Annotated in this window: 21 protein-coding genes; 20 read left to right on the top strand and 1 reads right to left on the bottom strand. The window is 37.6% G+C overall.

Going from position 1 to position 25,099, the window contains the following annotated elements; genetic code table 11:
• The first annotated feature begins 84 nt into the window (after window positions 1-84).
• The 5 genes from ABC255_RS25185 to ABC255_RS25165 all read left to right on the top strand — a co-directional run bounded on the left by ABC255_RS25185 (window position 85) and on the right by ABC255_RS25165 (window position 5,842).
• Window positions 85-498: a helix-turn-helix domain-containing protein gene (locus tag ABC255_RS25185; protein WP_412997753.1), complete on the top strand. Its 414-nt coding sequence runs from the start codon at window positions 85-87 to the stop codon at window positions 496-498.
• A gap of 197 nt (window positions 499-695) precedes the next feature.
• Window positions 696-2,183 carry a recombinase family protein gene (locus tag ABC255_RS25180; RefSeq protein ID WP_412997751.1) on the top strand — a complete coding sequence of 496 codons (1,488 nt, stop codon included), beginning with the start codon at window positions 696-698 and terminating at the stop codon, window positions 2,181-2,183.
• Window positions 2,184-2,961: 778 nt separating this feature from the next.
• Window positions 2,962-3,975, top strand: coding sequence for a zinc-binding alcohol dehydrogenase family protein (locus tag ABC255_RS25175; RefSeq protein WP_412997750.1), 1,014 nt, complete (start codon window positions 2,962-2,964; stop codon window positions 3,973-3,975).
• A 63-nt stretch (window positions 3,976-4,038) separates the two neighbouring features.
• Entirely contained in the window at window positions 4,039-4,908 is an 870-nt protein-coding gene (locus tag ABC255_RS25170) for an amidohydrolase family protein (protein ID WP_412997748.1), read from the top strand.
• Complete coding sequence (locus tag ABC255_RS25165; RefSeq protein WP_412997746.1) at window positions 4,898-5,842, top strand: aldo/keto reductase; 945 nt, start codon at window positions 4,898-4,900, stop codon at window positions 5,840-5,842. Before ABC255_RS25170 ends, ABC255_RS25165 begins: the two co-directional genes overlap by 11 nt.
• A 100-nt stretch (window positions 5,843-5,942) precedes the next feature.
• On the opposite strand, the gene ABC255_RS25160 is transcribed toward ABC255_RS25165, so the two are convergent.
• Window positions 5,943-6,959, bottom strand: coding sequence for a LacI family DNA-binding transcriptional regulator (locus ABC255_RS25160; RefSeq protein WP_412997745.1), 1,017 nt, complete (start codon window positions 6,957-6,959; stop codon window positions 5,943-5,945).
• Window positions 6,960-7,187: 228 nt separating this feature from the next.
• On the opposite strand from ABC255_RS25160, the gene ABC255_RS25155 reads away from it, so the two are divergent.
• The 15 genes from ABC255_RS25155 (at window position 7,188) to ABC255_RS25085 (ending at window position 25,083) form a co-directional block, all read left to right on the top strand.
• Window positions 7,188-8,783, top strand: a complete 1,596-nt coding sequence (locus tag ABC255_RS25155) for a response regulator transcription factor (protein WP_412997744.1) — start codon at window positions 7,188-7,190, stop codon at window positions 8,781-8,783.
• 17 nt (window positions 8,784-8,800) lie between these two features.
• Window positions 8,801-10,597 carry a cache domain-containing sensor histidine kinase gene (locus ABC255_RS25150; RefSeq protein WP_412997742.1) on the top strand — a complete coding sequence of 599 codons (1,797 nt, stop codon included), beginning with the start codon at window positions 8,801-8,803 and terminating at the stop codon, window positions 10,595-10,597.
• Window positions 10,594-11,565, top strand: a complete 972-nt coding sequence (locus ABC255_RS25145) for a substrate-binding domain-containing protein (RefSeq protein ID WP_412997741.1) — start codon at window positions 10,594-10,596, stop codon at window positions 11,563-11,565. Before ABC255_RS25150 ends, ABC255_RS25145 begins: the two co-directional genes overlap by 4 nt.
• A gap of 147 nt (window positions 11,566-11,712) precedes the next feature.
• Complete coding sequence (locus ABC255_RS25140) at window positions 11,713-12,144, top strand: RbsD/FucU family protein (protein WP_412997739.1); 432 nt, start codon at window positions 11,713-11,715, stop codon at window positions 12,142-12,144.
• A gap of 69 nt (window positions 12,145-12,213) precedes the next feature.
• Complete coding sequence (locus tag ABC255_RS25135) at window positions 12,214-13,719, top strand: sugar ABC transporter ATP-binding protein (RefSeq protein ID WP_412997738.1); 1,506 nt, start codon at window positions 12,214-12,216, stop codon at window positions 13,717-13,719.
• Between the two features lie 35 nt (window positions 13,720-13,754).
• Window positions 13,755-14,759: an ABC transporter permease gene (locus ABC255_RS25130; protein ID WP_412997736.1), complete on the top strand. Its 1,005-nt coding sequence runs from the start codon at window positions 13,755-13,757 to the stop codon at window positions 14,757-14,759.
• Between the two features lie 63 nt (window positions 14,760-14,822).
• The gene (locus ABC255_RS25125) at window positions 14,823-15,818 is read left to right on the top strand and encodes an ABC transporter substrate-binding protein (protein WP_412997735.1); all 996 of its coding nucleotides are present in this window, start codon (window positions 14,823-14,825) and stop codon (window positions 15,816-15,818) included.
• Between the two features lie 127 nt (window positions 15,819-15,945).
• On the top strand, window positions 15,946-16,929 hold the full coding sequence (locus ABC255_RS25120; RefSeq protein ID WP_412997733.1) for a Gfo/Idh/MocA family protein: 984 nt from the start codon (window positions 15,946-15,948) through the stop codon (window positions 16,927-16,929).
• A gap of 22 nt (window positions 16,930-16,951) precedes the next feature.
• Window positions 16,952-17,602 (top strand): class II aldolase/adducin family protein, encoded by a 651-nt coding sequence (locus tag ABC255_RS25115; protein WP_412997731.1) that lies wholly within the window; start codon window positions 16,952-16,954, stop codon window positions 17,600-17,602.
• A gap of 28 nt (window positions 17,603-17,630) precedes the next feature.
• The gene (locus tag ABC255_RS25110) at window positions 17,631-19,124 is read left to right on the top strand and encodes a rhamnulokinase (protein WP_412997729.1); all 1,494 of its coding nucleotides are present in this window, start codon (window positions 17,631-17,633) and stop codon (window positions 19,122-19,124) included.
• Window position 19,125: 1 nt separating this feature from the next.
• Entirely contained in the window at window positions 19,126-20,916 is a 1,791-nt protein-coding gene (locus tag ABC255_RS25105; protein WP_412997727.1) for an L-fucose isomerase, read from the top strand.
• Between the two features lie 77 nt (window positions 20,917-20,993).
• Window positions 20,994-22,685, top strand: a complete 1,692-nt coding sequence (locus ABC255_RS25100; RefSeq protein WP_412997725.1) for a ribulokinase — start codon at window positions 20,994-20,996, stop codon at window positions 22,683-22,685.
• 361 nt (window positions 22,686-23,046) lie between these two features.
• Window positions 23,047-23,277, top strand: a complete 231-nt coding sequence (locus tag ABC255_RS25095) for a recombinase family protein (protein WP_412997723.1) — start codon at window positions 23,047-23,049, stop codon at window positions 23,275-23,277.
• 758 nt (window positions 23,278-24,035) lie between these two features.
• Window positions 24,036-24,194, top strand: a complete 159-nt coding sequence (locus tag ABC255_RS25090) for a DUF1540 domain-containing protein (RefSeq protein ID WP_412997722.1) — start codon at window positions 24,036-24,038, stop codon at window positions 24,192-24,194.
• A gap of 106 nt (window positions 24,195-24,300) precedes the next feature.
• On the top strand, window positions 24,301-25,083 hold the full coding sequence (locus tag ABC255_RS25085) for a transporter substrate-binding domain-containing protein (RefSeq protein WP_412997720.1): 783 nt from the start codon (window positions 24,301-24,303) through the stop codon (window positions 25,081-25,083).
• Window positions 25,084-25,099 lie beyond the last annotated feature (16 nt).

The following is a 25,099-nucleotide window of genomic DNA, read 5'->3' as shown; positions in this document are numbered from 1 at the left end:
CATCATTACAGCATTATAAAAGTTTTTAAAAAAGTAATGCTGTAATGCTGTATGAAATCAAATCAATGGTAGGAGGAATTTAATATGAAACCATTAGAAACAAAGCAAAAATTTATCGAGTTACGAGCAAAGGGATACAGCTATGATTCTATTTCCAAGGAGCTTGGAGTAGCAAAATCGACCTTAGTTGAATGGGCAAAAGAATTTGAAACGGAAATTGCTAATTTATACGCTATGGAACTTACAGCTATATATGAACAGTATTTTGTGGCTAAGCGCTCACGTATTGTTGCTTTTGGGACAGTGGTTGAAAAGCTTATGGACGGTTTCGACAAGTTGGATTTTAACTTAGTACCGATAGAAAAACGATTGGAGCTATTAGCAAAGTATTTACTGCTACTAAAGGAAGAAGGAGAACAACTGTTGTTTAAAAAAGAAGTAGCCTTAGAAGATGTGTTTCAAAGTATGAACGTAACAGAAGTGAAATGGAAAGCGTAACAAAATCGGTATAAAACTGAACAATATGGGAGGAATGTTCTATGGTATATCGTATTTTTTTAAATGAATTTTCTATTTTTGATGTTATTCACCTTTATTTTGAAAAGGAAATCCTAAATATAGTAGAACAGGCATCAAGTGATTTGGGGTATAATTAGGATGCTCACTGTTGCATCTCAGAGTGGAGCGGGATTTATATGAGATGTGCGGTATATGTTAGGGTTTCAACTGATCGTGATGAACAAAAGCAAAGCTTAGAAAATCAAAAACAACTTTTCTATAACTTTATTGCAGAAAAGCAATGGGAACTGCATGAAGTGTATGTTGATGTCGAGAGCGGGACAACAGATAAGCGAATTTCATTCCAACAAATGATTGATGACGGGGAAAAAGGAAAATTTGACTGTATTCTTGCGAAAGAATTATCCCGAATTGCAAGAAATGGAGAATTAGCTTACAAGATTAAAAGGGTACTACATTCCAATAAAATACACTTCATTACTTTAGACGGTGCAATTAACACGCTTGAAGATAATACGGATAAATTTGGTTTATACGCATGGTTGTATGAAGAAGAGAGCCAGAGGATGTCATCCCGTATAAAAACCGCTTTGGAGCAAAGAGCGTTAAAGGGTGAGTTCAAAGGCTCTCACCCTCCTTATGGATACTTTTTGAAAAATAAAAAGCTATATCCTCGAAATGATGAAACCGTTGTAGCGGTTGAAAAGATATTTTCCCTTTATGTTCAAGGAGTCGGTTTGGAAGCTATTGCAAAAAAGATGGATGAAGCGGGATATCCCACTCCCGCTCAAGTTGCAGGAAAGAAAAATGCAGGACAATTTTGGCATGGTTCAACGATTAAAACCATTTTAAAAAATCCACATTATACAGGTGACTTAGCCCAAGGGCGGACAAAAGTACGGAGCGTGGTTGATAAAGTTAGAGATGAAGTTGCTCAAGAAGATTGGATTGTGATTAAGAATACACATGAGCCAATCATTCCAAGAGAAGAATTTGAAGCGGTGCAAAATATTATGAAAAGCAGATATATGAAGCGACCGAAAGCAAAAATTCATTTATTCACGAACGTTATCTATTGTGCAGATTGTGGAACTGGATTATGGTTTTTAAAAAATCGTAATGGATATGTATGTGGACGGTATCGAAAACATGGGGTGCGTGCTTGTACCAGTCATAGCGTGAAGGAAAATTACATCAAGGAAACAGTCTTAGATGATTTAAGAAAGATCATTTCCGCTTCTGTAGATGAAGAAGGTTTACTTAAAAAAGTAAAGCCAAAAATTAAAAAGCAGGAACAAATGCTTTCTAAGGAAATAGAAAAGAAGGAAAATAAAATTAGCGAGCTAAAAAAGGAAAATAAAAAGTTCCTGAAGTTATTAGCGAATGAAGTTATAGAAAAGCTTGATTATGATGAAGCGGTCAATGAAAATAGAAGCGAAATAAAAAAGCTACAATCAGATATTCTTCAAAAGAAAGAAATGTTGAAGCAATATACGAAAAGTACGGAAATGCTTCAAAAAGTGCAAAAAGAACTAAAAAAGGTAATTGATATAAATGATATTACACCAGAGTTACTACACAAGCTTATGCATAAAATAGAGGTGAAGGAAAACAAGGATATTATTATCCATTACCGTTTTTCTAACCCTTTTTTTGTAAAGTAATGTAGTGACCAGTATTCTACACATGTGGAATGTGTAGCGCAACTTATATTAAAGTGTAACTAAAAAATAAAAGTTCTATATGTTAAAATGGAATTTTTCCACAATTCATCATCAATTAAAATTAAAAACAGACCAAAAAGTGTGATAAAAAAGCCCATCAAGTCAGACATATCAACAATTGTAAAAAAAGCGTGTGAGAAAATGTCTTTATTAACTGCTTAAAAGATGTAACAAAATAACAAACTCTTCTTACTCAAAATAAACATTTCCGATTCAGACTCGGTTTTCGGTAAAATAAACTTTTCCGATTTCCGGGTCTTTTTCGGTACAAACCCTTTCCCTGTCTGTCTTTTCTCAGGTTTCTCTTCATTTCACTATCGAAAAACTTTATTTTATTCCGGGAAAATAAAATTTAACAATCCATTTATAGCTGTTATCTGTATCCTGTTTGCTTCTGGAATTTAATCATTGCCTCAGCGTTCCGTAAGGAAACCTTCCTCTCTAAACCTTTCAAATGTTTCTCTCCAACGCTACCCCAGAAAGGGGCACTTTTTTTTTTCAATGTCTGCTATCCATGGGATAGTTCACTTTACTCTAAAGGCTGTTTTTTTATCCGAATGAAGTCTCCTTATTGACGTAAAGAACACATCTATATTAAACTTGTGTTATCGATAACATCGAATTAACATCATGATGATCCTTCGTAATTTGATAGAGTATTTTAACCTTTAGAAATGCCATTCGGATGCAAGTTATTTTAGAAGAGGAGTGAATAAAGATGAAATCAATTGTTTGTGACCAACCCAATGTTTTTAAATTATCCGAAGTAGAACACCCAATGCAAAAAGAAGGAGAAGCCATCGTTGCCATTAAACGAATTGGCATTTGTGGTACCGATTTGCATGCATATAAAGGAAATCAGCCTTTCTTTTACTACCCAAGAGTACTTGGTCATGAACTTGCAGGGGTCATAGAGTCTATTGGCGAAAATGAACTTGGTTTAAAGGCAGGCGATCAGGTTTCCATTATTCCTTATATGGAATGTGGTGAATGTGTTGCCTGCCGTAAAGGAAAGACAAACTGTTGTACACATATGAAAGTTTTAGGAGTACATATCGACGGGGGCATGAGTGAAAAAATCTCTGTGCCTTACCACCATTTGATTAATACAGAAGGGCTGTCACTGGATCAAACAGCTGTAATTGAACCCTTAAGTATCGGTGCCCATGCGGTCAGACGTTCTGAAATAAAAGAGAGGGATTTTGTTCTTGTGATTGGTGCGGGCCCAATTGGTTTGGGTGTAATGTCCTTTGCCCGCCAGGCGGGTGCGGTGGTCATTGCAATGGATATTAATGAAAAACGATTGGAATTTTGCCGTCAGTGGGCAAAGGTTGATTACACAATAAATGCTTTAGAATCCCCAATGGAAGATTTAAAAGAAATTACAGGTGGAGATATGCCTGATATTGTATTTGAATCAACAGGTAATATCAAATCTATGACAGAGTCATTCCGTTACCCGGCAAGTGGAGGAAAACTGATTTTTGTAGGATTGGTAAAATCAGATATCGTCTTTTCAGATCCGGATTTTCATTCAAAGGAACTTACCTTAATGGCCAGCCGGAATGCTACCATGGAGGACTTCGATCATGTAATCAAATCCTTACAGAGCGGGAAAATCGATGTGGATTCCTACATTACACATCGTTCAAAGTTTGAGCATATGCTCGATACCTTTAACTATTGGTTAAATCCTGAAGCGGGCGTCATAAAAGCAATGGTTGAACTGTAAGTGGAAATTATATATACGAGAAACTGAGAGAAATAGATTAACTGTTAGAAAGGGTATAAATAAATGCGAATTGATTCACACCAGCACTATTGGAAAATAGACAGGAATGATTATGGTTGGATTACTCCTGAAATCCCTAAACTGTATCGTGATTTCCTTGAGAATGATTTAAAACCTCACTTGAAAAAAAATAAGATAGATAAAACCATTGTAGTTCAAGCGGCTCCAAATATAGAAGAAACAGAATTTATCCTCTCACTTAGTAATGAGTCCGAAACGATAGCCGGTGTAGTCGGATGGATTGATCTTGAAAATCCTTCGTATAAAGAACATCTAAACAGGTTTAGACAAAATCCCAAATTCGTTGGGATGCGTGTCATGATTCAAGATATGCCTGATGAAAATAAAATTCTCGAAACTGATTACTTGCAGGCTTTTTCCTATTTTTCAGAATTGGATCTTCCTGTAGATCTTCTGGTCCGGTCGGATCAGCTTCCAGCAGTATTGGAATTATTGAAGCAAGTTCCAATCCGTGGAGTGATTGATCATATAGCGAAACCAGAAATTAAACAAGGAAAAATGGAGCCTTGGAAAAGACAAATGGAACAGATTGCTCAATATCCTAATATTTATTGCAAATTATCTGGTATGGTTACGGAGGCTGACCAAATGAACTGGAAGAAAGAGGATTTTGTAGCTTATGTCCATCATATTGTCCAAGTGTTTGGTAAGAACCGTGTAATGTTCGGAAGCGATTGGCCTGTATGTCTTTTAGCAGCCAGTTATGATCAAGTATATGAACTTCTAAAGGATATACTTACAGGCAGGTTAACAGAAGAAGAAGAAGCAAAGATCTTTGGTGTAAATGCATTCGAGTTTTACAAATTAAAACCTACAAATATGCAGTTATGGAGTGATTGTAGTGAAATATAGAAAGTTGGGAAATACGGGATTAGAGGTTTCCACACTTAGTTTTGGAGCTTCATCTTTAGGCTCCGTTTTTAGGGATATAGATGAAACAGAAGGAATAAAAACTGTGCATACTGCGATTGATCTGGGGATTAATTTAATTGATGTATCACCATATTATGGACTAACCAAGGCTGAAACTTTACTGGGGAAAGCTATAAGAGAGATTCCTAGAGATAAGTTTGTTTTATCGACAAAAGCAGGTCGTTACGGAGAAAATGCATTCGATTTCTCAAAGCAGCGAATTTTCGATAGTATTGAGGAGAGTCTGATAAGATTACACACCGATTACGTAGATATCCTTTTGCTGCATGATATTGAGTTTGGTTCATACAATCAAATTATGGAAGAAGGAATACCAGCTTTACAGCAACTGAAAAAGGAGGGAAAAATCCGCTTTTTCGGAGTGTCGGGACTTCCATTGTCCATTTTTGAAAGGGTGCTGAATCAGACGGAATTGGATGTGATTTTATCGTATTGCCATTATTCACTAAATAATACGTCCCTTCTGTCGCTTATACCTTTATTGGAAATGAAAAAAACTGGATTAATAAACGCATCTCCTTTGTCGATGGGATTATTAAGTTCAAGATCGGTTCCGGATTGGCATCCTGCTCATCAAGAAATTCGGATAATTTGTAAACAGGCTGTTGATTTTTGTGCCTGGAATGGAGCGGATATATCCAAGTTAGCCATCCAATATGCTGTCCTAAATGAACAAATACCTACGACTCTAGTAAGTACCGCTAGTGTTGAAAATATTAAGAAAAATATTACTTGGACGGAAGAACCAATAGATCATGATCTATTAAAAGAAGTTCTTGAAATCCTAAGACCTATACATAATAAAACATGGTCAAGTGGAGATTCGGAATATGCTAATAATACGATAAAATAATCATACAAAAAACACCTTTACTTAAATACTGATAAAGACCAGTATTTAACTTAATAGGTGTTTTTTGCCATTGTCTTTTTGTCTAGTTCCAGGATAAATTTTACTCAATATTATGAAGTGAGGAGGCCCGAATATGAATATCTGCTGGGAGCACAATTTTCCTAGGTTTTTCAGGAGCTTTTCCTTCTATTCGCTCTATTAATAGTTGTATTCCAAAATAGCCAAAATTGTAGGCAGGTTGTTCTGCAACAGTCAATTGTGATTCATTCTCTGTATAATTGGGGATTCCGTCATAGGAAACAACTGCCATTTCTTCAGGAACTTTTATATTATGGCTGTAAAGAAATTTTATTGAATTCATGCCAATAAAATTATTGGTGGCAAAAATGGCAGTAGGGCGCTCAGAATCTGGTAAATCAAGGAGCTGCTGAATTGAACTTGATACATCACTGTCACGAAATTGGCTTTCTTTTATTAAGTTTTTATTAATGGAAATTCCATGTATTTTTAGCGTATCCATATACGCTTGATGCCTTTCACGGGCTGTTGATACATCTAAAGGGCCATTGATAATGGCAATTTTTTTATGACCTTGGGAAAGTAGGTGTTCCATTAACCGGCGGGTGGTTGTCCCGTTATCACTAAGAACTTGGTCGCACTCCAAATCTTCAATATTACGGTCAATTAACACAAAAGGAATACCATGTTTACTTAATTTTCTAATATTTTTTTTTGAGGAATTGTTCGCCGGAGCGATTAAAACTCCATCTGTACCTGTTGAGATAAGCATATCCATATACTTCGATTCTTTTTCAAAATTTTCATCACTATTACATAAAAGCAGCTGATATCCCAATTGCATTGCCTTATCTTCCGCTCCACGTGCAACATTTGTAAAAAAAGGGTTTGATATATCTGTAATCATTAAGGATAATATTTTTGTTTTTTTGGTTATCAAATGTCTGGCTGAATTATTAGGGATATAATTTAGTTCTTTAATAACCGATTCCACTTTTTTTTTTGTTTCTTCACTAATTTTTCCTGATTTATTAATAACCCTTGATACGGTCATTGCTGACACGTTTGCTTTCTTGGCAATATCATAAATTGTTACCATCATAATCCTCCAAAAATTTCTTTGAAAGTTTCTATTTTAAAATATTTTAGTTTAATATATGTCAATTGGCAAGATAAGCAGTGTTATCGGTAACAAAAAAGTGAAAAACATTGAAGATGAGGGATCACTTTTAATTGTCGTAAAAATCATTATTTTCAAAGTTGTTGGCATATTATGTCATATAATTTATACTATTTAATAGCATCTTTGATAGAGAGGATGATGGGCATGTATAAAGTTATTCTCGTTGATGACGAGGAAATTGTACGTGAAGGGATTCGAGAAAGAATCCCCTGGGGAGATTTAGGTTTCGAGCTAATCGGTACAGCAGAAAATGGTCAAGAGGCATTGCAAATGATTCAATCAAACCAAGTCGATCTTCTGATTACTGACATTTGTATGCCGTTCATGGATGGTTTGACCTTAACGGAGAATGTAAAAAGCATTTATCCATCTCTAAAAATAATTATCTTAAGTGGTTATGATCAATTTGATTATGCTCAAAATGCAATCAAGCTTGGTGTTCAAGACTATATTTTAAAACCTATTACTTCCAAAGAAATGAAAGCGCTCTTAGTTAAGGTGAAGAAAACATTAGATGAAGAAATGTCCGGTAAGAAATATATGGAATCTTTACGAAAACAGGTTCAAAAGAGCCTTCCTCTTTTGAGAGAGAGGTTTCTGAATCAGTTGATTTCTTTTCCCGTTTCAGCCGATGAGTTTGTTCGGAATGGCAGCTATCTTTCAATTCCATTATCTTTGCCTCCTTGTATTGTTTTAGTAATAGATCTCGATTCAATGGAACAAGGTTTTGAAGAAACACAGCTTTTACAATTTGCTATCCTAAATATATCTGTCGAATGGTACAGGGATCGTGATGGAATCCTAGCTTTCAGCAACCGGCAAGGACAAACGGTTATCTTATTATCTTGTAACAATCCGGACCGTGATCAAGAACTAGCTTTCAATGTCTCGAAGGAAATCCAGGAGGTCATTCTGGAGAAACTGAAAACTCAGGTGTCTATCGGAATAAGCAATCCTGCTTTTCTGACAAAGGATATTCATGCTTCCTATCAGGAAGCATTGTCAGCACTTGAATACCGTTTTTTGTTAGGGAAAAACCAAATTATCCATATAGCTGATATGGAGAAGAAACAGAGCTTGTTTCCTCAGCCGTTGGATTTGGAGAAAAAGCTGTTAACGAACATAAAAGTAGGGACCATAGAAGAAACGTATCAGTTAATAGATTTGATTTTTACCCAATTGGAAAAGTCGAGATTAAATCGTTGTAAACTATATATTATGGAACTTATAGTTATGATCAATAAAACATTTTATGAGTTAGGATTGCAATTCGAGCCATTATGGGGAGATTCTTTAGTCCCTATGACTGAAATTCATCAATATAAGACGATAAATGAAATAAAAAATTGGCTGAAGAGTGTTTGCAAGGATGCGAATTTAATCATTTCTGAAAAGCGTACATCATCCGCCAAACAGCAAGTGGAACAGGCCAAACAGTATATACTCGAACACTATGGCGATAGCAGCATTTCATTATCATCGATTTGTCAGTATCTTCATGTGAGTGTCAGTTATTTCAGTTTAATTTTTAAGAAAGAAACTAAAGAGACTTTTGTTGAATTTTTAACAAAATTTCGCCTTGAAAAAGCAAAGGAACTATTAAGAGGAACAGATTACAAAACATATGAGATTGCCGATATGGCCGGATACAGTGATCCCCAATATTTTAGTACGGTATTTAAGAAGCAAGTGGGGGTTTCCCCAACTGAATACCGATCTTTGGTACAGCAATCAAGGTAGGGAGAGAGGGAGCGGTCTTGCGGGCATTATTACATAAAAAGTGGCTAAAACGTATTATGCTGCAATTAAATAGTATTCAATTTCATATTTCTTTTTATTTTTCTGCTCTTATTTTATTAATTATTACGATTATTGGTTTGGTTTCATATGAGAAATTTTCCAATACTTTAGAGAGCAACGCGGAGGATTATAATCTTCAACTTACGCAGCAGGTCAAGGAAAATATCGACTACTATATTCGGTACATGGATGATATTTCTTCTATCGTTCAAACTTCTCCAAGCATCCAACAGTATTTTTCATCAAATGAAAAAGGAAGTATAACACAAACAGAGGAGCAGGAAAAAAGGATAACTGGTTTTTTTCAATCTTTTATCAACGCAAGAAATGACATCGTTTCCATATTTGCATTTGGTTATAACGGCCAAGTGCTGAAAAGCGATCCTAATCTTAAAATAAAAGATAATTACAAGATTGAGGATCTGGATTGGTATCAAGCGGCTAAAGATTCTGATGGAAAGCCCGTTGTTTCGACCTCTCATGTGCAAACTTTTGTTAACGATCCTCGTTGGGTGGTGTCTTTAAGTAAGGAGCTTAAGAGTACGGATAACCATGAGAGAAAAGGGATCTTGCTAATCGATCTTAATTATAAAATTATCTCTGAGATATGCAATAAGGTTAAATTGGGGGGCAAAGGATACATATTCATAATTGATAAACAAGGAAATATCGTTTATCATCCCCAGCAGAAGCTGATTTACAACAGGCTCAAGGAAGAAATGATTCCACAAGAACTGAATTCACAGGGAAAAAGCTTTGTTGTTAATCACGATGGGGATAGAAAACTCTATACGATTTCTACTTCGGATTTAACGGGTTGGAAGGTCGTAAGTGTGACCAATGTAAACGATATGATTATGGATGGAGAAGAAACGAAGAAGTTTTTCTTTATGATGATTATAATTAGTATTCTTCTGTCACTTCTTATCGCCCTTATAATATCAAATAGGGTTTCCCGGCCTATAAAAAAGCTTGAATTATCTATGAAGCAGGTGGAAATCGGCAATTTCGATATCGTGTTAGATCTTCCTTACAATCATGAAGTTGGGAGATTAAGTAAATCATTCAACATGATGACGATAAAAATCAAGGAATTGATGCAACAGGTAGTTTATGAGCAAAAAGCGCTTAGGAAAAGTGAAATCAAGGCTCTTCAATCACAGATAAATCCCCATTTCCTGTACAACACCTTAGACTCGATTATTTGGATGGCGGAGAGCAACCGAAATGAAGAGGTGATTGATATGACGTCCTCTTTGGCTAAGTTGTTTCGGATAAGTTTGAATAAGGGAGAAGAAACCATCTCGATTCGTGGTGAGATTGAACATGTCAAAAACTATTTGCTTATTCAGGAGATGAGGTACAGCAATAAACTGGATTTTATTATAGATGTAGATCCGGCGATTATGTCCTATCAAACTATCAAACTAATTCTACAGCCTATAGTGGAAAATGCTATTTACCATGGAATTAAAAATAAAACGGGGAAAGGCCTAATCCGGATTCTTGGAAAGGAAGTAGAAGGAAAGATTCTCTTTCAGGTGATAGATAACGGAGTAGGGATGGATTCTGAACAAATAAAAAACATATATTCCGATGAACATCGTAAACATTCAAAAGGGAATGGGGTAGGAGTGAAAAATGTTCATGAACGAATACAAATCTATTATGGACCAGATTTTGGAGTGTCATTTGAAAGTGAAGTCGATAGGGGAACTACAGTCTATATTTGGATGCCGGTGGTAACCATATGAAAAAATGGTTATTTGGTATATCTATCGTTGTAGTCTTAATGGTTGTTTCTGGTTTGAGTTCATTAGCTTTCAAACCAGTAAATCAATCGCCTTTGAAGATTATTATGATTGTTAAATCCAAGGATCTTGATTTTTGGAATCTAGTAAAATCTGGAACAAATATGGCCGCTGAGGAATTTCATGCAGATACGATGTTTTGGGCCCCTTCTTCTGAAAAAAATGTTGATGAGCAAATGGAATTGATGGAGAAGGCCATACAAAAGAAGCCTGATGCGATTGTGTTGGCAGCTGCTGACTTTCAACGCCTTGCTCCGCTTGCTCGTAAGGCCAAAGAGAAAGGAATCCTTTTGCTGACTTTGGATTCAAGGTTACCAGAACATTTATCTGAAGGGCATATCGCCACGGATAATGTAAGGGCTGCGGGAAAAGCAGCTGACTATTTGGCACATCTTATCGGTGAAAAGGGAAAATTGGCTATTATCAGTACAGTCGCTGGTACAGCTACCGCGATGGAGAGGGAAAAAGGATTTATGGAGGCGATTCAGAAATACCCCGATATTCAGTTGATCGATATTAAATTCAGCGGCAGTGATGTTGGAGAAGCTTATAGGTTAACGAAACAAAATCTGAAAGAACATCCTGATCTAAAAGGGATTTTTGGTATTAATGAGTTTACAATTATTGGCATCGCGCAAGCTAATAAGGAGCTAGGGGAGACATCTGCGATTAAGACAGTTGGATTTGATAGTTCTCCGGAAATATTAAGCTTTGTTGAAGAAGGGGCTCTTTCTGCTACAGTTGTTCAGAAGCCATTCAATATGGGATATTTGGCTGTTAAACAGGCTGTATCCATTTTAGAAGGGAAAACCAAAGGGAAATTATTATATACTGATTCTGAAATTATAACGAAAGAGAATATGTATTCCCCTGAAAATCAGAAACTGTTGTTCCCTTTCGAAGAACAGTAGAGGAGGTAAAAAAGATAGGATTTCAGTCCTATCTTTTTTTTATACTTTTTTTGGAAGATTTTAAATGATTTGTGGAAAATATTAAATTAATTAAATTGAAAAACAATAGTATCCTTATAACAAGCCAAATAGGAAAGGGAGAAAGAAATGCTAAAAGGAATACCAAAAATAATTAGTCCAGAATTTATGAAAATACTTTTAGAAATGGGACATGGGGATGAAATTATTTTAGCCGATGGAAATTTTCCTGCTGCTTCTTGCGCTGCTAACCTAATTCGTTGTGACGGACATGGGGTTCCTGAAGTATTAGAGGCAGTGTTGAAATTCTTTCCATTGGATACTTACAGTAATCATTCTGTTTCACTGATGAAGGTTGTGGAGGGGGATTCAATCGTTCCGTCTATATGGGAAACCTATGATTCAGTGATAAAAAAATATGATGATCATTTTAATGAATTCGAGATGGTCGAACGTTTTGATTTTTATGAGCGTGCGAAGAAAGCTTATGCAATTGTCGCAACGAGTGAAAGCGCTCTCTATGCCAATGTGATTTTAAAAAAGGGAGTCGTTACCGATTAACTCTTTAGTATCTAATTTATTTTAATATATTTATTTGCTTACAAAATTGATAGAGTAGCAGGTGATAAAATGAGTAAATTGCTTCTAAAAATGGAAGGAATCAGCAAAGCATTCCCAGGGGTGCAAGCGCTTTCGGATGTTGAATTTGAATTGAATGAAGGCGAGGTTCACGCGCTGCTTGGGGAAAATGGAGCTGGAAAATCCACACTAATGAAAATCCTAACGGGGATCTATCAAAAGGATGAGGGTACCATAGAGTACCAAGGGAAAAACATAGAGGTTCCAGATACAAAAGCGGCGCAAAAACTAGGAATCAGCATTATTCATCAGGAACTTAACTTAGCCCCGCATTTAACAGTCGCACAAAATATTTTTATCGGAAGAGAGCCTAAAGGTTTATTTAATATTTTTTTGGATGAAAAAGAGCTCAATGATAGGACACAAAAATTATTTGAGAGATTAAATATTAACCTGGATCCTCGGGAACTGGTAGGTAATTTGACCGTTGCGAAACAACAGATGGTTGAAATTTCCAAGGCTCTTTCCTTTGAATCAAAAGTATTGATTATGGATGAGCCAACCGCAGCCTTAACCGATACCGAAATCGATGCTTTGTTTGTTATGATTAGGAAATTACGTCGGGATGGAGTAGGTATTGTTTACATCTCACACCGTATGGAAGAACTAAAGAAAATTACTGACCGTGTATCAATTATGCGGGATGGTACATATGTAGGGACCATTAACACGAAGGATGCAACTATTGACCAAATTATTTCGATGATGGTTGGAAGAAAGATTAATAATAATCAAAGACCAACCATTAAACAACAGAACAGAGAAAAGGTGCTTGAAGTAAGGAAATTAAATAGAGTAAAAGCTATAAAGGATGTAAGCTTTGAACTTTATAAGGGAGAAATCGTTGGCTTTGCCGGATTGATGGGAGCCGGAAGAACAGAAGTGGCTCGTGCCATATTTGGTGCAGATCCACTTGATTCAGGGGAAATCCTCATTAGAGGCCAAAAGGTAAATATTAAAAGTCCAACTGATGCAGTACAAAATGGAATTGGCTATCTTTCCGAGGACCGGAAACAGTTTGGTGTTTTAGTAGGGATGGATGTAAAGACCAATATTGCCATTTCGACCATGAAAGACTATTTAAGACCCCTCGGATGGATGAATACATCTAAGATTGACAAACAAGCAAAGGACATGATTGAGAAATTAAGAATAAAAACTCCATCTGGTAACCAATTAGTGAAAAACCTTTCCGGAGGGAATCAGCAAAAAGTCGTAATTGGTAAGTGGCTTACTAGAGATTCAGATATTTTAATCTTTGATGAGCCCACCCGAGGAATTGATATCGGAGCAAAAGACGAAATTTATCGGTTATTAAATGAATTGGCAGAACAAGGAAAATCTATCATTATGATTTCCTCAGAACTTCCTGAAATATTAAGAATGAGCCACCGTGTTATTGTCATGTGCGAAGGAAGAATAACGGGGGAACTGGAAAATAATGAAAAAACGACACAAGAAGCGATCATGACTCTTGCAACCAAACGAATTGGGTAAAGGATACTAAATAAATTATAAAGGAGTGGACATGAATGGAAATGCAAAAAGTAGCTGTATTGCCAGTTGAAGAGCAGAAGAAAAAAAGGATCAATTCAAATGCCCTTCAGCAAGTTCTGGCATTTGCAAGTTTAATTGTGCTGATCTTAATCTTTTCAATCTCTTCATCTAACTTTTTTCAATTTGATAATATTATAGGAATTCTTCTATCAACAGCTGTTGTGGGGATCCTCGCCCTGGGTGCAACGATGATTATCGTTACAAGCGGAATAGATTTATCTGTTGGAACTGTACTGACTTTGTCTTCGGTTATGACTGGTGTTTTTGCTGTTAACTTGGGTTTTCCCGTTTGGGCAGCTGTTATCGGGGGCATTGTAACAGGTGCTGTAACAGGGTTGGTTTCCGGTACTGCGATAGCAAAATTAAAGATTCCGCCATTTATCGCAACATTAGCAATGATGATGATTGCTAAAGGATTGGCCCTAGTTATTTCTAAAGCTACACCAATCTATTTCACTTCTCTTCCAAGCTTTAACAAAATTGCAATGGGTTCTATTATTCCAGGGTCTGGTATTCCAAATGCCATTTTCATCTTTTTTGGAATGGCTATTCTAGCAAGCTTAATTTTAAATAAAACGATCATCGGAAGATATACATTTGCACTAGGAAGCAATGAAGAAGCAACCCGCCTTTCTGGAGTGAATGTTAATAAATGGAAAGTAATAATCTACATGATTGCTGGTGCTTTTACTGGTGTAGCCGGTATCGTAATGGCATCACGTTTAAATTCTGCCCAGCCAGCTTTAGGAGCAGGATATGAATTGGAAGCAATCGCAGCAGTCGTTATCGGAGGAACTTCCTTAAGTGGTGGTAAAGGAACGATTCTTGGTACTGTTATTGGTGCTTTGATTATGAGTGTGTTAACAAATGGTCTTCAAATTCTTTCAGTACCACAAGAATGGCAAACCGTCGTTGTTGGTGCGGTTATCTTATTAGCTGTTTACACAGATGTATTACGGAACAAAAAATCAGCAAAGTAACCTGGGTATTACTCTCTAAAGAGAATAATATATAAATTAAATTTTACATAGGGGGAAATAAAATTGATGAAAGCAAAAGCAGGGATCTTTTTATCATCCGTTCTCGCACTCTCCGTGGTATTGGGTGCATGCTCTTCAGACAATGCAAGTACAGGAAGCAAGGAAAGCGATGCTAGTGCAAAGGTTGACGGTAAGCGATATGTTGCAGTCATCTCTAAAGGTTTCCAGCATCAGTATTGGCAGGCAGTTAAAAAAGGAGCCGAGCAGGCAGCAGACGATTTAAATGTAAAAGTAACATTTGTAGGTCCTGAAACAGAATCACAGGTTGATAAACAAGTTGAAATGCTTCGTAATGCTCTTGATAAAAAGCCAGATGCTATTGGCCTTGCAGCTCTAGATTCTAAGGCTGTTCTCCCATTATTAGAACAGGCACAAAACAAAAAAATTCCGGTTGTGGCATTTGACTCAGGTGTTGAAGGAGACATACCTGTAGCAACAGCTGCAACAGATAACAAAGCTGCAGCAGCTCTTGCAGCTGATAAGATGGCTGAATTAATTGGTGAAAAAGGGGAAGTGGCAATTGTTGCCCACGACCAGACAAGCAAAACAGGTGTAGACCGCCGTGATGGATTTGTAGACCAAATCAAATCAAAGTATCCGAATATTAAGATTGTTGATATCCAATATGGCGCAGGCGACCAATTAAAATCGACGGATGCTGCTAAGGCTATTTTGCAAGCGCACCCAAATCTAAAAGGTCTTTTCGGTACAAATGAAGGATCTGCGATTGGGGTAATAAATGCTGTTAAAGAATTAAACAAAAAGAGTGTAAAAGTAATTGGTTTCGACTCAGGTAAACTACAAATCGATGCCATTAAGGGCGGCGTAATGGCAGGTGCCATCACACAGAACCCAATTGCCATTGGTTATGAAACGGTTAAAGCCGCTGTTGATACTCTGGATGGTAAAGAAGTATCGAAGTCAATCGACACTGGTTTCTTCTGGTATGACAAAACAAATATTGATGATTCAAAAACAAAAGAAGTTCTTTATGAATAAAAGTCATGTTGGAGAGATTATTCAGAGAATGAATAGTCTCTCTCCATCCATAAATAGGTTTGAATATTCTTTGATACATAAATTACATTTCAGTTAATCAATGAACTACTCTAAAAGGGATGATCAAATGGAAAGAAAAATTAAATGGGGAATTCTTAGTACAGCCCAAATTGCGTTAGAGCAGTTTATTCCAGCGATTCAAAAATCAACCAATGGACAAGTATATGCGATTGCCAGCACCAGTGGAAAAGCCAGACATGCAGCTGAAAAATTTCAAATCCCTTGCTTCTACGAAACTTACGAAGAGTTATTAGCAGATTCAGAGATTGATGCTGTATACATACCGCTTCCAAATAAGATGCACTATGAGTGGACCATAAAAGCTGCCAAAGCGAAAAAACATATCTTATGTGAAAAGCCAGCTGCATTAAAGGCTGAGCAGGTTGCTGAAATGGTGGCTGTCTGTAAACAGAATGGCGTCATTTTTATGGAAGGGTTTATGTATCGATTTCATCCTCAACATCTAAAAGTAAAAGAATTAATAAGAGACAAGGCTATTGGCGATGTGAAAGTCATGAGAGCATTTTTTTCATTCTTTATGGAAGACAGGACAGGAAATATTCGCCTAAACCCCGACTTAGGCGGTGGAGCTTTGTTCGATATTGGATGCTACTGTATCAACTCTATCCGCTATATTTTGGAAGAAGAACCACTTAGCATGGAAATCCTTGTTGAGACAAATAAGAGTGGAGTTGATACATCGTCTGCCGGGGTACTGAAATTTCCTTCCAATGTGCTTGCTACGTTCGCATGCAGTTTTGATGCAGCTTTAAAGAATGAATATGAAATTATCGGAACGAATGGAACCATCCGTGTTCCATATGCTTACCGTCCTGATTTACATTCGGGCAAGGGAGTTGTTCAACTTAATAAGGATGGCGAACTGACTGAATTTATCATCGAAGGCGATCAATATTTATTAGAGGCAGAGCATTTTGCAGAATGTATTCTTACTGGCAGGGAACCCGTATACTCATGGGAAAATACGTTTAATAATATGAAAGTGATTCAGGCTCTGTATCAAAAATTAGAAACAAGCATTCAAAATTAGCTATAAGTTGAGGTGTATAACGTTGTCACATGTAATAAACGATTTGAAATTATATGCATCTAAGATTGTCCACACTGGTCTTGTGGTGGGAGCAGGCGGAAATTTAAGTATGAGAGATGGAAATATCATGTATATTTCTCCAAGCGGTTTTGATTTACAAGAGATAGAAGACCATCAATGGGTACGTGTCAATATTGAAACTGGTGAGATATTGGATGATTTAAAACCATCCTCAGAAATTTTGATGCATTTGGAATGTTTTCGCAAACGTCCCGATATTACAGCTGTTTTACATGCGCACCCAAGTTATTCAGTAGGTGTGTCATCTACCGGCCATAACATTCCGAGTCTATTCCCTGATTTTCCAGCAATGATTAAAAGTGTGGCCTACCTTGACTATATGATTCCAACTACAGATGTATTGGCTGACGCCATATCTGGCGTAATTGAGGAAAATGATGTCGTTGTAATGAGAAATCACGGAGTGTTGACCGTTGGAAAAACAATGAAAGAAGCTTATTTCTTCATGCAGATTATAGAGGAATCGGCAAAAGTATATACGATCGCATCGACAGTAGGTATTCCAAGGGTTCTAACAGTCGAAGAATGTGAGGATTTAAGGAATCTATCTTCGGAGAAATATCGATCAAAACTACTAAAAGATGTGAGATAGTAAATATTTTTCCAAAGGGCGTGAATCAATGGAAAAAGTGTGGGCTTTTGATTTAGGTGCATCCAATGGGCGTTTAATGGTAAGTGGATTTGATGGTAAACGCTTCTTTCTTGAAGAAGTCCATCGTTTCTCCAATCACCCTGTTCACTTAACTGGTCATTATTATTGGGATATTCTAAGAATATTTCAGGAAATGAAGAATGGGATCGGTAAAAGTATTAAGAACGGGCATATTTCGATTGAAAGTTTATCCATCGATACTTGGGGGGTTGATTTTGGTCTTCTCTCGGGAACTGGTGAACTTCTTAGTAATCCCTATTCCTATAGAGACCTGCAAACAAATGACAGCTTTAAAGAAATAATGGGAGCCATTCCTAGGGATGAACTGTTCTCTCGAACGGGTGTCGAACCAGCAGCAATCAATACCATTTACCAACTAGATGCCATTAAAAAAAATAATCCAGTCTTAATTGAAAAGGCAAAAACCCTATTATTAACACCAAACTTGCTTAGTTATTTTTTTTCCGGTGTAAAGGCGAATGAATATACGATCAGTACAACGACTTCGTTATTTAATGTTCATGAACGTAATTGGGACTCCGCCCTTATGGCCAAATTAAATCTCCCTGCAAAAATTATGGCGGATATTGTGATGCCGGGAACGATTCTTGGTCCGATCCTTGACTCTATTCAAAACGAATTTGGCATCCGGCCTGTTAAGGTTATTGCCGGAGCAGGGCATGATACGGCTTGTGCCCTTGCAGCATTACCGATAAAAACCGACAATGCTGCATTTATGAGCTGCGGTACCTGGATTTTGATGGGAGTCCAAGTGAAGGATCCAATCATTAATGCAAAGTCTTTGGCATGGGGCTTTACTAATGAAGGAACAGCAGATGGCGAGTTCCGGCTGCTGAAAAATATTATGGGATTATGGCTCATTCAAGAATGCAGAATGGTTTGGGCAAAAGAAGGCAAGCTTTTTACTTACGAAGAAGAAGCAGAGTTAATTAAACAAGCAAAACCATTTACGAGTTTCATAGACCCAGATGATCCTTCATTCTTCAATCCGGAAAATATGCAGAAACAAATCAGGGATTTCTGTATAAAGAGCGGTCAACAGCCGCCTGATACGGAAGGTGATTTTCTCCGTTGTATTTTAGAGAGCCTGTCATTGAAATACAGATGGGTCTTAGAGAAGCTGGAGACTTTAACCGGCAATCGGATAGAAGTGATCCATATGGGCGGCGGGGGAATTAGAAATGATTTATTCTGTCAATTTACCGCAAATGCGACAAACCGTCCTGTTGTAGCAGGACCAGTTGAAGCGAGCTCGATTGGGAATTCATTATCCCAATGGATCGCACTAGGAAGAATAAAAGATTTAAAAGAAGGCAGAGAGATAGTTGAAAATTCATTTACTGTGAAGCACTATCAACCTCAAAATCAATCGGAATGGCAGGGAGCATTCGGCCGTTTTGTTGAACTAGTTGACCAAAACCTAATAAAAAGGGGATTTTAAAATGGGAAATATTAGTAATAGATATTTTAACAATTTACCGAAAATCGGTATTAGACCAGCGATCGATGGCAGAAGAAATGGTGTACGGGAATCTCTAGAAGATATGACGATGAATCTAGCAAAATCGGTAGCCAATCTATTAACCGAAAATTTGCATCATTATAATGGTGAGGAAGTAGAATGTGTCATTGCGGATACATGCATTGGCGGTGTTGCTGAAGCAGCCCAAGCGGCTGAAAAGTTTGCAAGAGAGGGAGTCGGTGTTTCCATTACTATAACACCATGCTGGTGCTATGGTTCAGAAACAATGGATATGAATCCGGATGTTCCAAAAGCAGTATGGGGATTTAATGGAACAGAGCGTCCAGGTGCGGTCTATCTGGCTGCTGTCCTGGCTGCCCACAATCAAAAGGGTGTTCCAGCTTTTGGAATCTATGGGAAAGATGTACAAGACTTAAGCGATACATCCATTCCAGAAGATGTACAGGCAAAACTGCTACAATTTGCAAAGTCTGGTCTAGTTGTTGCCACTCTAAAAGGAAAATCTTATCTTTCAATGGGATCCGTGTCCATGGGTATTGCCGGAAGTACAGTTCAACCTGACTTTTTCCAGGATTATTTGGGAATGAGAAATGAATATATTGACATGTCTGAATTCGTAAGAAGGATGGACCGGGAGATCTATGATAAAGAAGAATATGAAAGAGCATTGAATTGGGTGAAGGAGTATTGCCCGGAAGGTCCGGATAATAATTCGGAAGACATGCAAAGATCAAGGGAACAAAAGGATAAAGATTGGGAAGTCAGTGTAAAAATGACATTGATTGCAAGGGATCTTATGGTCGGTAATTCGAAATTGGAAGAACTCGGCTACGGTGAGGAAGCCTTGGGTCATAACGCCATTGCTGCGGGTTTCCAAGGCCAGCGTCAATGGACGGACCATTTCCCAAATGGTGATTTTATGGAAACCATTTTAAATTCCTCCTTTGATTGGAATGGAATTCGTCCCCCATACATTATGGCTACTGAAAATGACAGCTTAAATGGGGTTACCATGCTGTTTGGCCATTTATTAACCAATACGGCTCAAGTTTTTGCGGATGTAAGAACCTATTGGAGCCCAGAGGCAATAGAACGCGTGACAGGGTATAAACCTGAAGGAAAGGCAGCGAATGGCTTTATCCATATGATAAACTCCGGTTCAGCTTCACTTGACGGTACAGGGCAACAATCAAAAGATGGAAAGCCGGTTATGAAACCGTTTTGGGAAATTACGGAGGACGAGGTTCAAAAGTGTTTGGCAGCTACTTCTTGGAGACCGGCTTCAACTGGGTATTTCCGTGGAGGCGGATACTCAAGTGATTTCTTAACAAAGGGAGAAATGCCTGTAACAGCCGCCCGTCTAAATCTTGTAAAAGGTTTAGGGCCTGTATTGCAGATTGCAGAGGGCTATACAGTTGAGCTGCCGGAAGAGGTTCATGATGTTTTGGATAATCGGACAGACCCAACTTGGCCTACAACCTGGTTTGTTCCAAATATAACTGGTGAAGGCGCTTTTAAGGATGTTTACACCGTGATGAATAATTGGGGGGCCAATCATTGTGTAATAAGCTATGGTCATATTGGCAGTGATTTAATTACCCTTGCTTCGATGCTCAGAATTCCTGTAAATATGCATAATGTAAAAGAAGAACAAATCTTCAGACCGAATGCATGGGGAATGTTTGGAACAAAAGATCCGGAAGCCGCTGATTACCGTGCTTGCCAAAACTTTGGTCCATTATATCGTTAATGTAAGAGTTCCCCTGAGTTTATATCAGGGGATTTACTTTATATTTATCTACATTGGAATGGAAATGGGGTATACAAATGACCGGTAAAAAATATGCAATTGGAATTGACTATGGAACGGAATCTGGAAGGGTGCTCCTTGTTGATGTGGCTACCGGAAAAGAAATGGCCACACATGTCACACCGTATGAACACGGGGTATTAGATGAAGTATTACCCAACGGAAGACAACTTGAAACAGATTGGGCTTTGCAACATCCGAACGATTATTTGGAGGTTCTTTACCAATCCGTTCCGGAAGTCATCCGTATGGCTAGCATTCCTCCAGAAGATGTGATAGGAATAGGGATTGATTTTACTTCAAGCACTATCTTACCTTTAGATTCTAGCGGGGTTCCATTATGTTTTCATTCGAAATATGAGGACAGTCCACATAGTTGGGTAAAGTTATGGAAACATCATGCAGCACAAGAGGAAGCAGATGTCATAACACAGATAGCTCAAGAGAGAAATGAGGCATTTTTAAGCCGGTACGGAGGAAAAATTTCCTCTGAATGGATGTTTCCTAAAATTCTGCAAATCTTACAGGAAGCACCGAAAATTTTTGAAGACACTGATCTTTTTATAGAAGCCTGTGATTGGGTGACATACCAATTAACCAATAATCTCATTCGCAGTAGTAATACATGTGGATACAAAGCGTTTTGGAGTAAGGAGGATGGGTATCCTGAAGCTTCATTTTTTAAAGCTGTAGATCCACGCCTTGAGAATATTTTACATACTAAAATGAGAGGTTCGGTGCATTCTATTGGTGAAAAAGCGGGAGAATTGACAGAAGCAATGGCCCAGCGCTTAGGACTTTTACCAGGAATCGCCGTCGCTGTAGGCATTATTGATGCTCATGCGGGAGTTCCGGCTGTAGGAGCTGTTCACCCGGGACAATTGGTTATGGCGATGGGAACTTCTACATGTCATATGCTTATATCCGATAAGGAAACGGAGATTGAGGGCGTTTGTGGAATAGTAGAAGACGGAATTATTCCAGGTTACTATAGTTATGAGACTGGTCAGGTTGCCGTAGGAGATTCTTTTGCTTGGTATGTTGAACATGCAGTACCTGGCTATATAAAACAACAGGCAGAAGAAAGAGGAATGGGTGTCCATCAGTTATTAGAAGAAAAAGCGTCGATTTATAAGCCAGGGCAATCCGGGCTTATCGCACTGGACTGGTGGAACGGAAATCGCTCAGTCTTAGTGGACGCTAATTTGTCTGGTTTAATAGTCGGATTTTCATTAGCGACAAAACCAGAGGAGATTTATCGAGCTTTGATGGAATCAACCTCGTTTGGAACGAGAAAAATTATTGAAAATTATTCGGAGGCAGGAATTGAAGTAAACGAAATTTTCGCTTGTGGAGGTTTACCACAACGAAATAAATTACTAATGCAAATCTATGCTGATATTACCAATCGAGAAATCAAAATTGCTGATTCAAAACAGACAACAGCTCTTGGTGCAGCTATGTATGCGGCAGTGGCAGCAGGAGGAAAAAATGGTGGTTACGAAACGATTATCGAAGCAGCGGAAAGTATGGCAAAAGTTAAGGAAGAAACTTTCGTTCCGATTCCAGAAAATGTACGCATTTATGATGAGCTGTATAAACATTATCTAGAGCTTCATGATTATTTTGGCAGAAAAAATAATTCAATAATGCACAGCTTGAAAAAGATAAGAATTTTAAGTGAAGAGGTAGTACTTTCGAATATATAAATTTTCATCTAACATGCTGATAACTTATCTTTTTAAAAAGACCTTTAACAGATTATAGAGAAAACCTACCTTATTAGCATTAATGTTATAAAAGTATAAACGGAATATCCCTTTCCTTTTAAAGAAGAGAATGGGTATTCTGCTTTTATAGCAATTAGCATCTCTCTTAACAACAAGTCTTCCAAGAACAAGTCCATAGGTAAAAAATGAAGCAATCGCCATGACCATAAGTGCTGTGCCAGCAGTTAAATTATACCCACCAACATCTCATGTGTTGCCACATACATTCTGGACACGTTGAGTTCGTCTCGCAGATTGTTTTAAAAGAAGGAGCAGACCCCAAATAAGACAGGATGGAAATTTGTCACTTCAGACGCATAAAGAAGTAATCAATCTCAGGTCAAAGCAAGAGGGTTATCAAATTATAGAGTATATTGAGGAACCTGCACAAAGTGCTTACAAAAAGAAGTCATTACAAAGAAAAGGAATGCAAGAGTTACTATCAAAAGCTATGGATAGTAAGTTAAATATCCAAACAATTTTCTTCTATGATGAGTCAAGGGTCTCACGACAATTTGAGATTTTATTTTAGATATCTATAATACGATCCTTAATGAAAAGCCTTTTTTCAATTGTTTTCTACAGGTTCACCAGGACATAGTATCCAATCAAAAAACAACGGACAATTTCGTTGTTTTTTTGCTCTATATGTAAGCAAGCTATTAGGATCAAAAATTATCCTACATTCACCTTTTTAATATGATGGTAAAACAAGTTTCCTTCCCAACTTGACTTTCAACGCTAATTTCCCCGAAGAAAACTATGTTCATTAAAATAAGTAACGCAAATATACCGAGTATATAAAATGTTTCACTTAAGTTTTTGAAAACTGTGAAGACTCGCTAGGGCGGTTCCGATGATTATTAAGTAAAAAACTACCCTTAAAGGTTACATCACAAAAACGGCACTACACTACGAAGAATGAAAATGTACATGATCTGGCACACTTATTCTGTGGCTGGATGAGGAAGGTTAATCAATTAAATAGTTTGGGTACAGAGCTTTGTAGGAGAAAGGATACCAAAGATCTTGGTTATATTATTGCTACCCTGAAGAGAAAAAATAAATAAGAGGTAGATGTTATCAATGGAGGAAATTCCAGATTACATCTGCCTTTTTTTTATGAAAAATTATTAGTTAAATCCCTATGCAGAATTTGAATTATTCAAATAAAGGATTCTAAATAGATAGCTACTTGGGCAGGTGGAAAGCATTAGTGGAAAAATCTTGTTTCAACCAATTTTAAATGGGGTATTAAAAAAGAAAACCTATTAGAGAGGGTGGAACAATATGAAATTAGAAGTGAAATGTAATGTTGTAAACTGCAAGTATTGGGCTGAAGGTGACCAATGTGTGGCTGACTCCATCTATGTTATAGGTCCACACGGCAGCAGAAAGGCTGATACTGTGGAAGAAACTGCTTGCAGAACTTTTGAGCATCGTGAATGAAAACATGGGGACTGCTCTTCTAGCTTCTGAAGCGAAAAGAGCAGTCCTTTTCATAAATGCTGGGAAAGTAAAAGTATAGCTTGAATGAGAGAGGGGAAAATCAAGCATGGAAAAACGATACATAATTATTCTATCGTGCTTGTTCCTGATGGGGATGCTGACTGGCTGTATCCAAAAGGACCAGCTGGCTGATGGAACAAAGCTGATAGATAAGCAGAAATTTATTTTTGCAGCTTCAGGAGAATTTAAGCCCTTTAGCTATGTTAGCAATGATGATTTATCAATGACTGGTTTCGATATTGAGGTAGGAAACGCAGTCGGGAAAGAACTGGGCCTTGAACCAGTCCAAAAAAGGATGAAATTCAAAGGACTCATCGAGGGCATTAAAACGGGACGGGCAGACGCAGCCGTTGCCAGCCATACCATTAACCCAGAGCGTGCCAAACAAGTTGATTTTTCCACACCCTACTATTACTCAGGTCCACAGATTTTCACAAGACCTGACAGCGAGATCAAAACAGTAGATGACTTAAAGGGAAAAGAGGTTGCAGTAGCAAAGGGCTCCACCTATGCGAATACAGCCAAAAAGTATACCAACAATATTAAAATGTACGACAGTGATATTACGGCATTAAAAGCGCTAAGTATTGGCCGGCATGACGCCGTTATTACCGATTTTGTCACTGGTAAAAGTGCAAAAAAGGAAGGGTTTAAAATTCAGGAGCAGCAGTTAATCGAGCGGAGTGAACAGGCTATTGTTATTCCGAAGGATAATCCACACCTGCTCAAGCGGGTTAATGAAGCACTTCAAAAACTCCGTAGCGATGGAACATTATCTCGAATCAGTCAAAAGTATTTTGGTGAGGATATTACGAAAAAACCAGAATAATAGATTTGATCATTAG

Origin of the sequence: Neobacillus canaveralius (assembly GCF_047237705.1) — a bacterium.
Lineage (GTDB): Bacteria > Bacillota > Bacilli > Bacillales > Cytobacillaceae > Neobacillus > Neobacillus niacini_K.
The sequence above is the reverse complement of the archived record's forward strand: the minus strand, read 5'-3'. Positions and strand labels throughout refer to the sequence as shown.

Coding starts and splice junctions, on each gene's coding strand:
- ABC255_RS25110 (WP_412997729.1), top strand. CDS start 17,631: ATGGAAAAAGTGTGGGCTTTTGATTTAGGTGCATCCAATGGGCGTTTA.
- ABC255_RS25090 (WP_412997722.1), top strand. CDS start 24,036: ATGAAATTAGAAGTGAAATGTAATGTTGTAAACTGCAAGTATTGGGCT.
- ABC255_RS25135 (WP_412997738.1), top strand. CDS start 12,214: ATGAGTAAATTGCTTCTAAAAATGGAAGGAATCAGCAAAGCATTCCCA.
- ABC255_RS25175 (WP_412997750.1), top strand. CDS start 2,962: ATGAAATCAATTGTTTGTGACCAACCCAATGTTTTTAAATTATCCGAA.
- ABC255_RS25120 (WP_412997733.1), top strand. CDS start 15,946: ATGGAAAGAAAAATTAAATGGGGAATTCTTAGTACAGCCCAAATTGCG.
- ABC255_RS25100 (WP_412997725.1), top strand. CDS start 20,994: ATGACCGGTAAAAAATATGCAATTGGAATTGACTATGGAACGGAATCT.
- ABC255_RS25160 (WP_412997745.1), bottom strand. CDS start 6,959: ATGGTAACAATTTATGATATTGCCAAGAAAGCAAACGTGTCAGCAATG.
- ABC255_RS25140 (WP_412997739.1), top strand. CDS start 11,713: ATGCTAAAAGGAATACCAAAAATAATTAGTCCAGAATTTATGAAAATA.
- ABC255_RS25145 (WP_412997741.1), top strand. CDS start 10,594: ATGAAAAAATGGTTATTTGGTATATCTATCGTTGTAGTCTTAATGGTT.
- ABC255_RS25170 (WP_412997748.1), top strand. CDS start 4,039: ATGCGAATTGATTCACACCAGCACTATTGGAAAATAGACAGGAATGAT.
- ABC255_RS25185 (WP_412997753.1), top strand. CDS start 85: ATGAAACCATTAGAAACAAAGCAAAAATTTATCGAGTTACGAGCAAAG.
- ABC255_RS25105 (WP_412997727.1), top strand. CDS start 19,126: ATGGGAAATATTAGTAATAGATATTTTAACAATTTACCGAAAATCGGT.
- ABC255_RS25085 (WP_412997720.1), top strand. CDS start 24,301: ATGGAAAAACGATACATAATTATTCTATCGTGCTTGTTCCTGATGGGG.
- ABC255_RS25130 (WP_412997736.1), top strand. CDS start 13,755: ATGGAAATGCAAAAAGTAGCTGTATTGCCAGTTGAAGAGCAGAAGAAA.
- ABC255_RS25180 (WP_412997751.1), top strand. CDS start 696: ATGAGATGTGCGGTATATGTTAGGGTTTCAACTGATCGTGATGAACAA.
- ABC255_RS25155 (WP_412997744.1), top strand. CDS start 7,188: ATGTATAAAGTTATTCTCGTTGATGACGAGGAAATTGTACGTGAAGGG.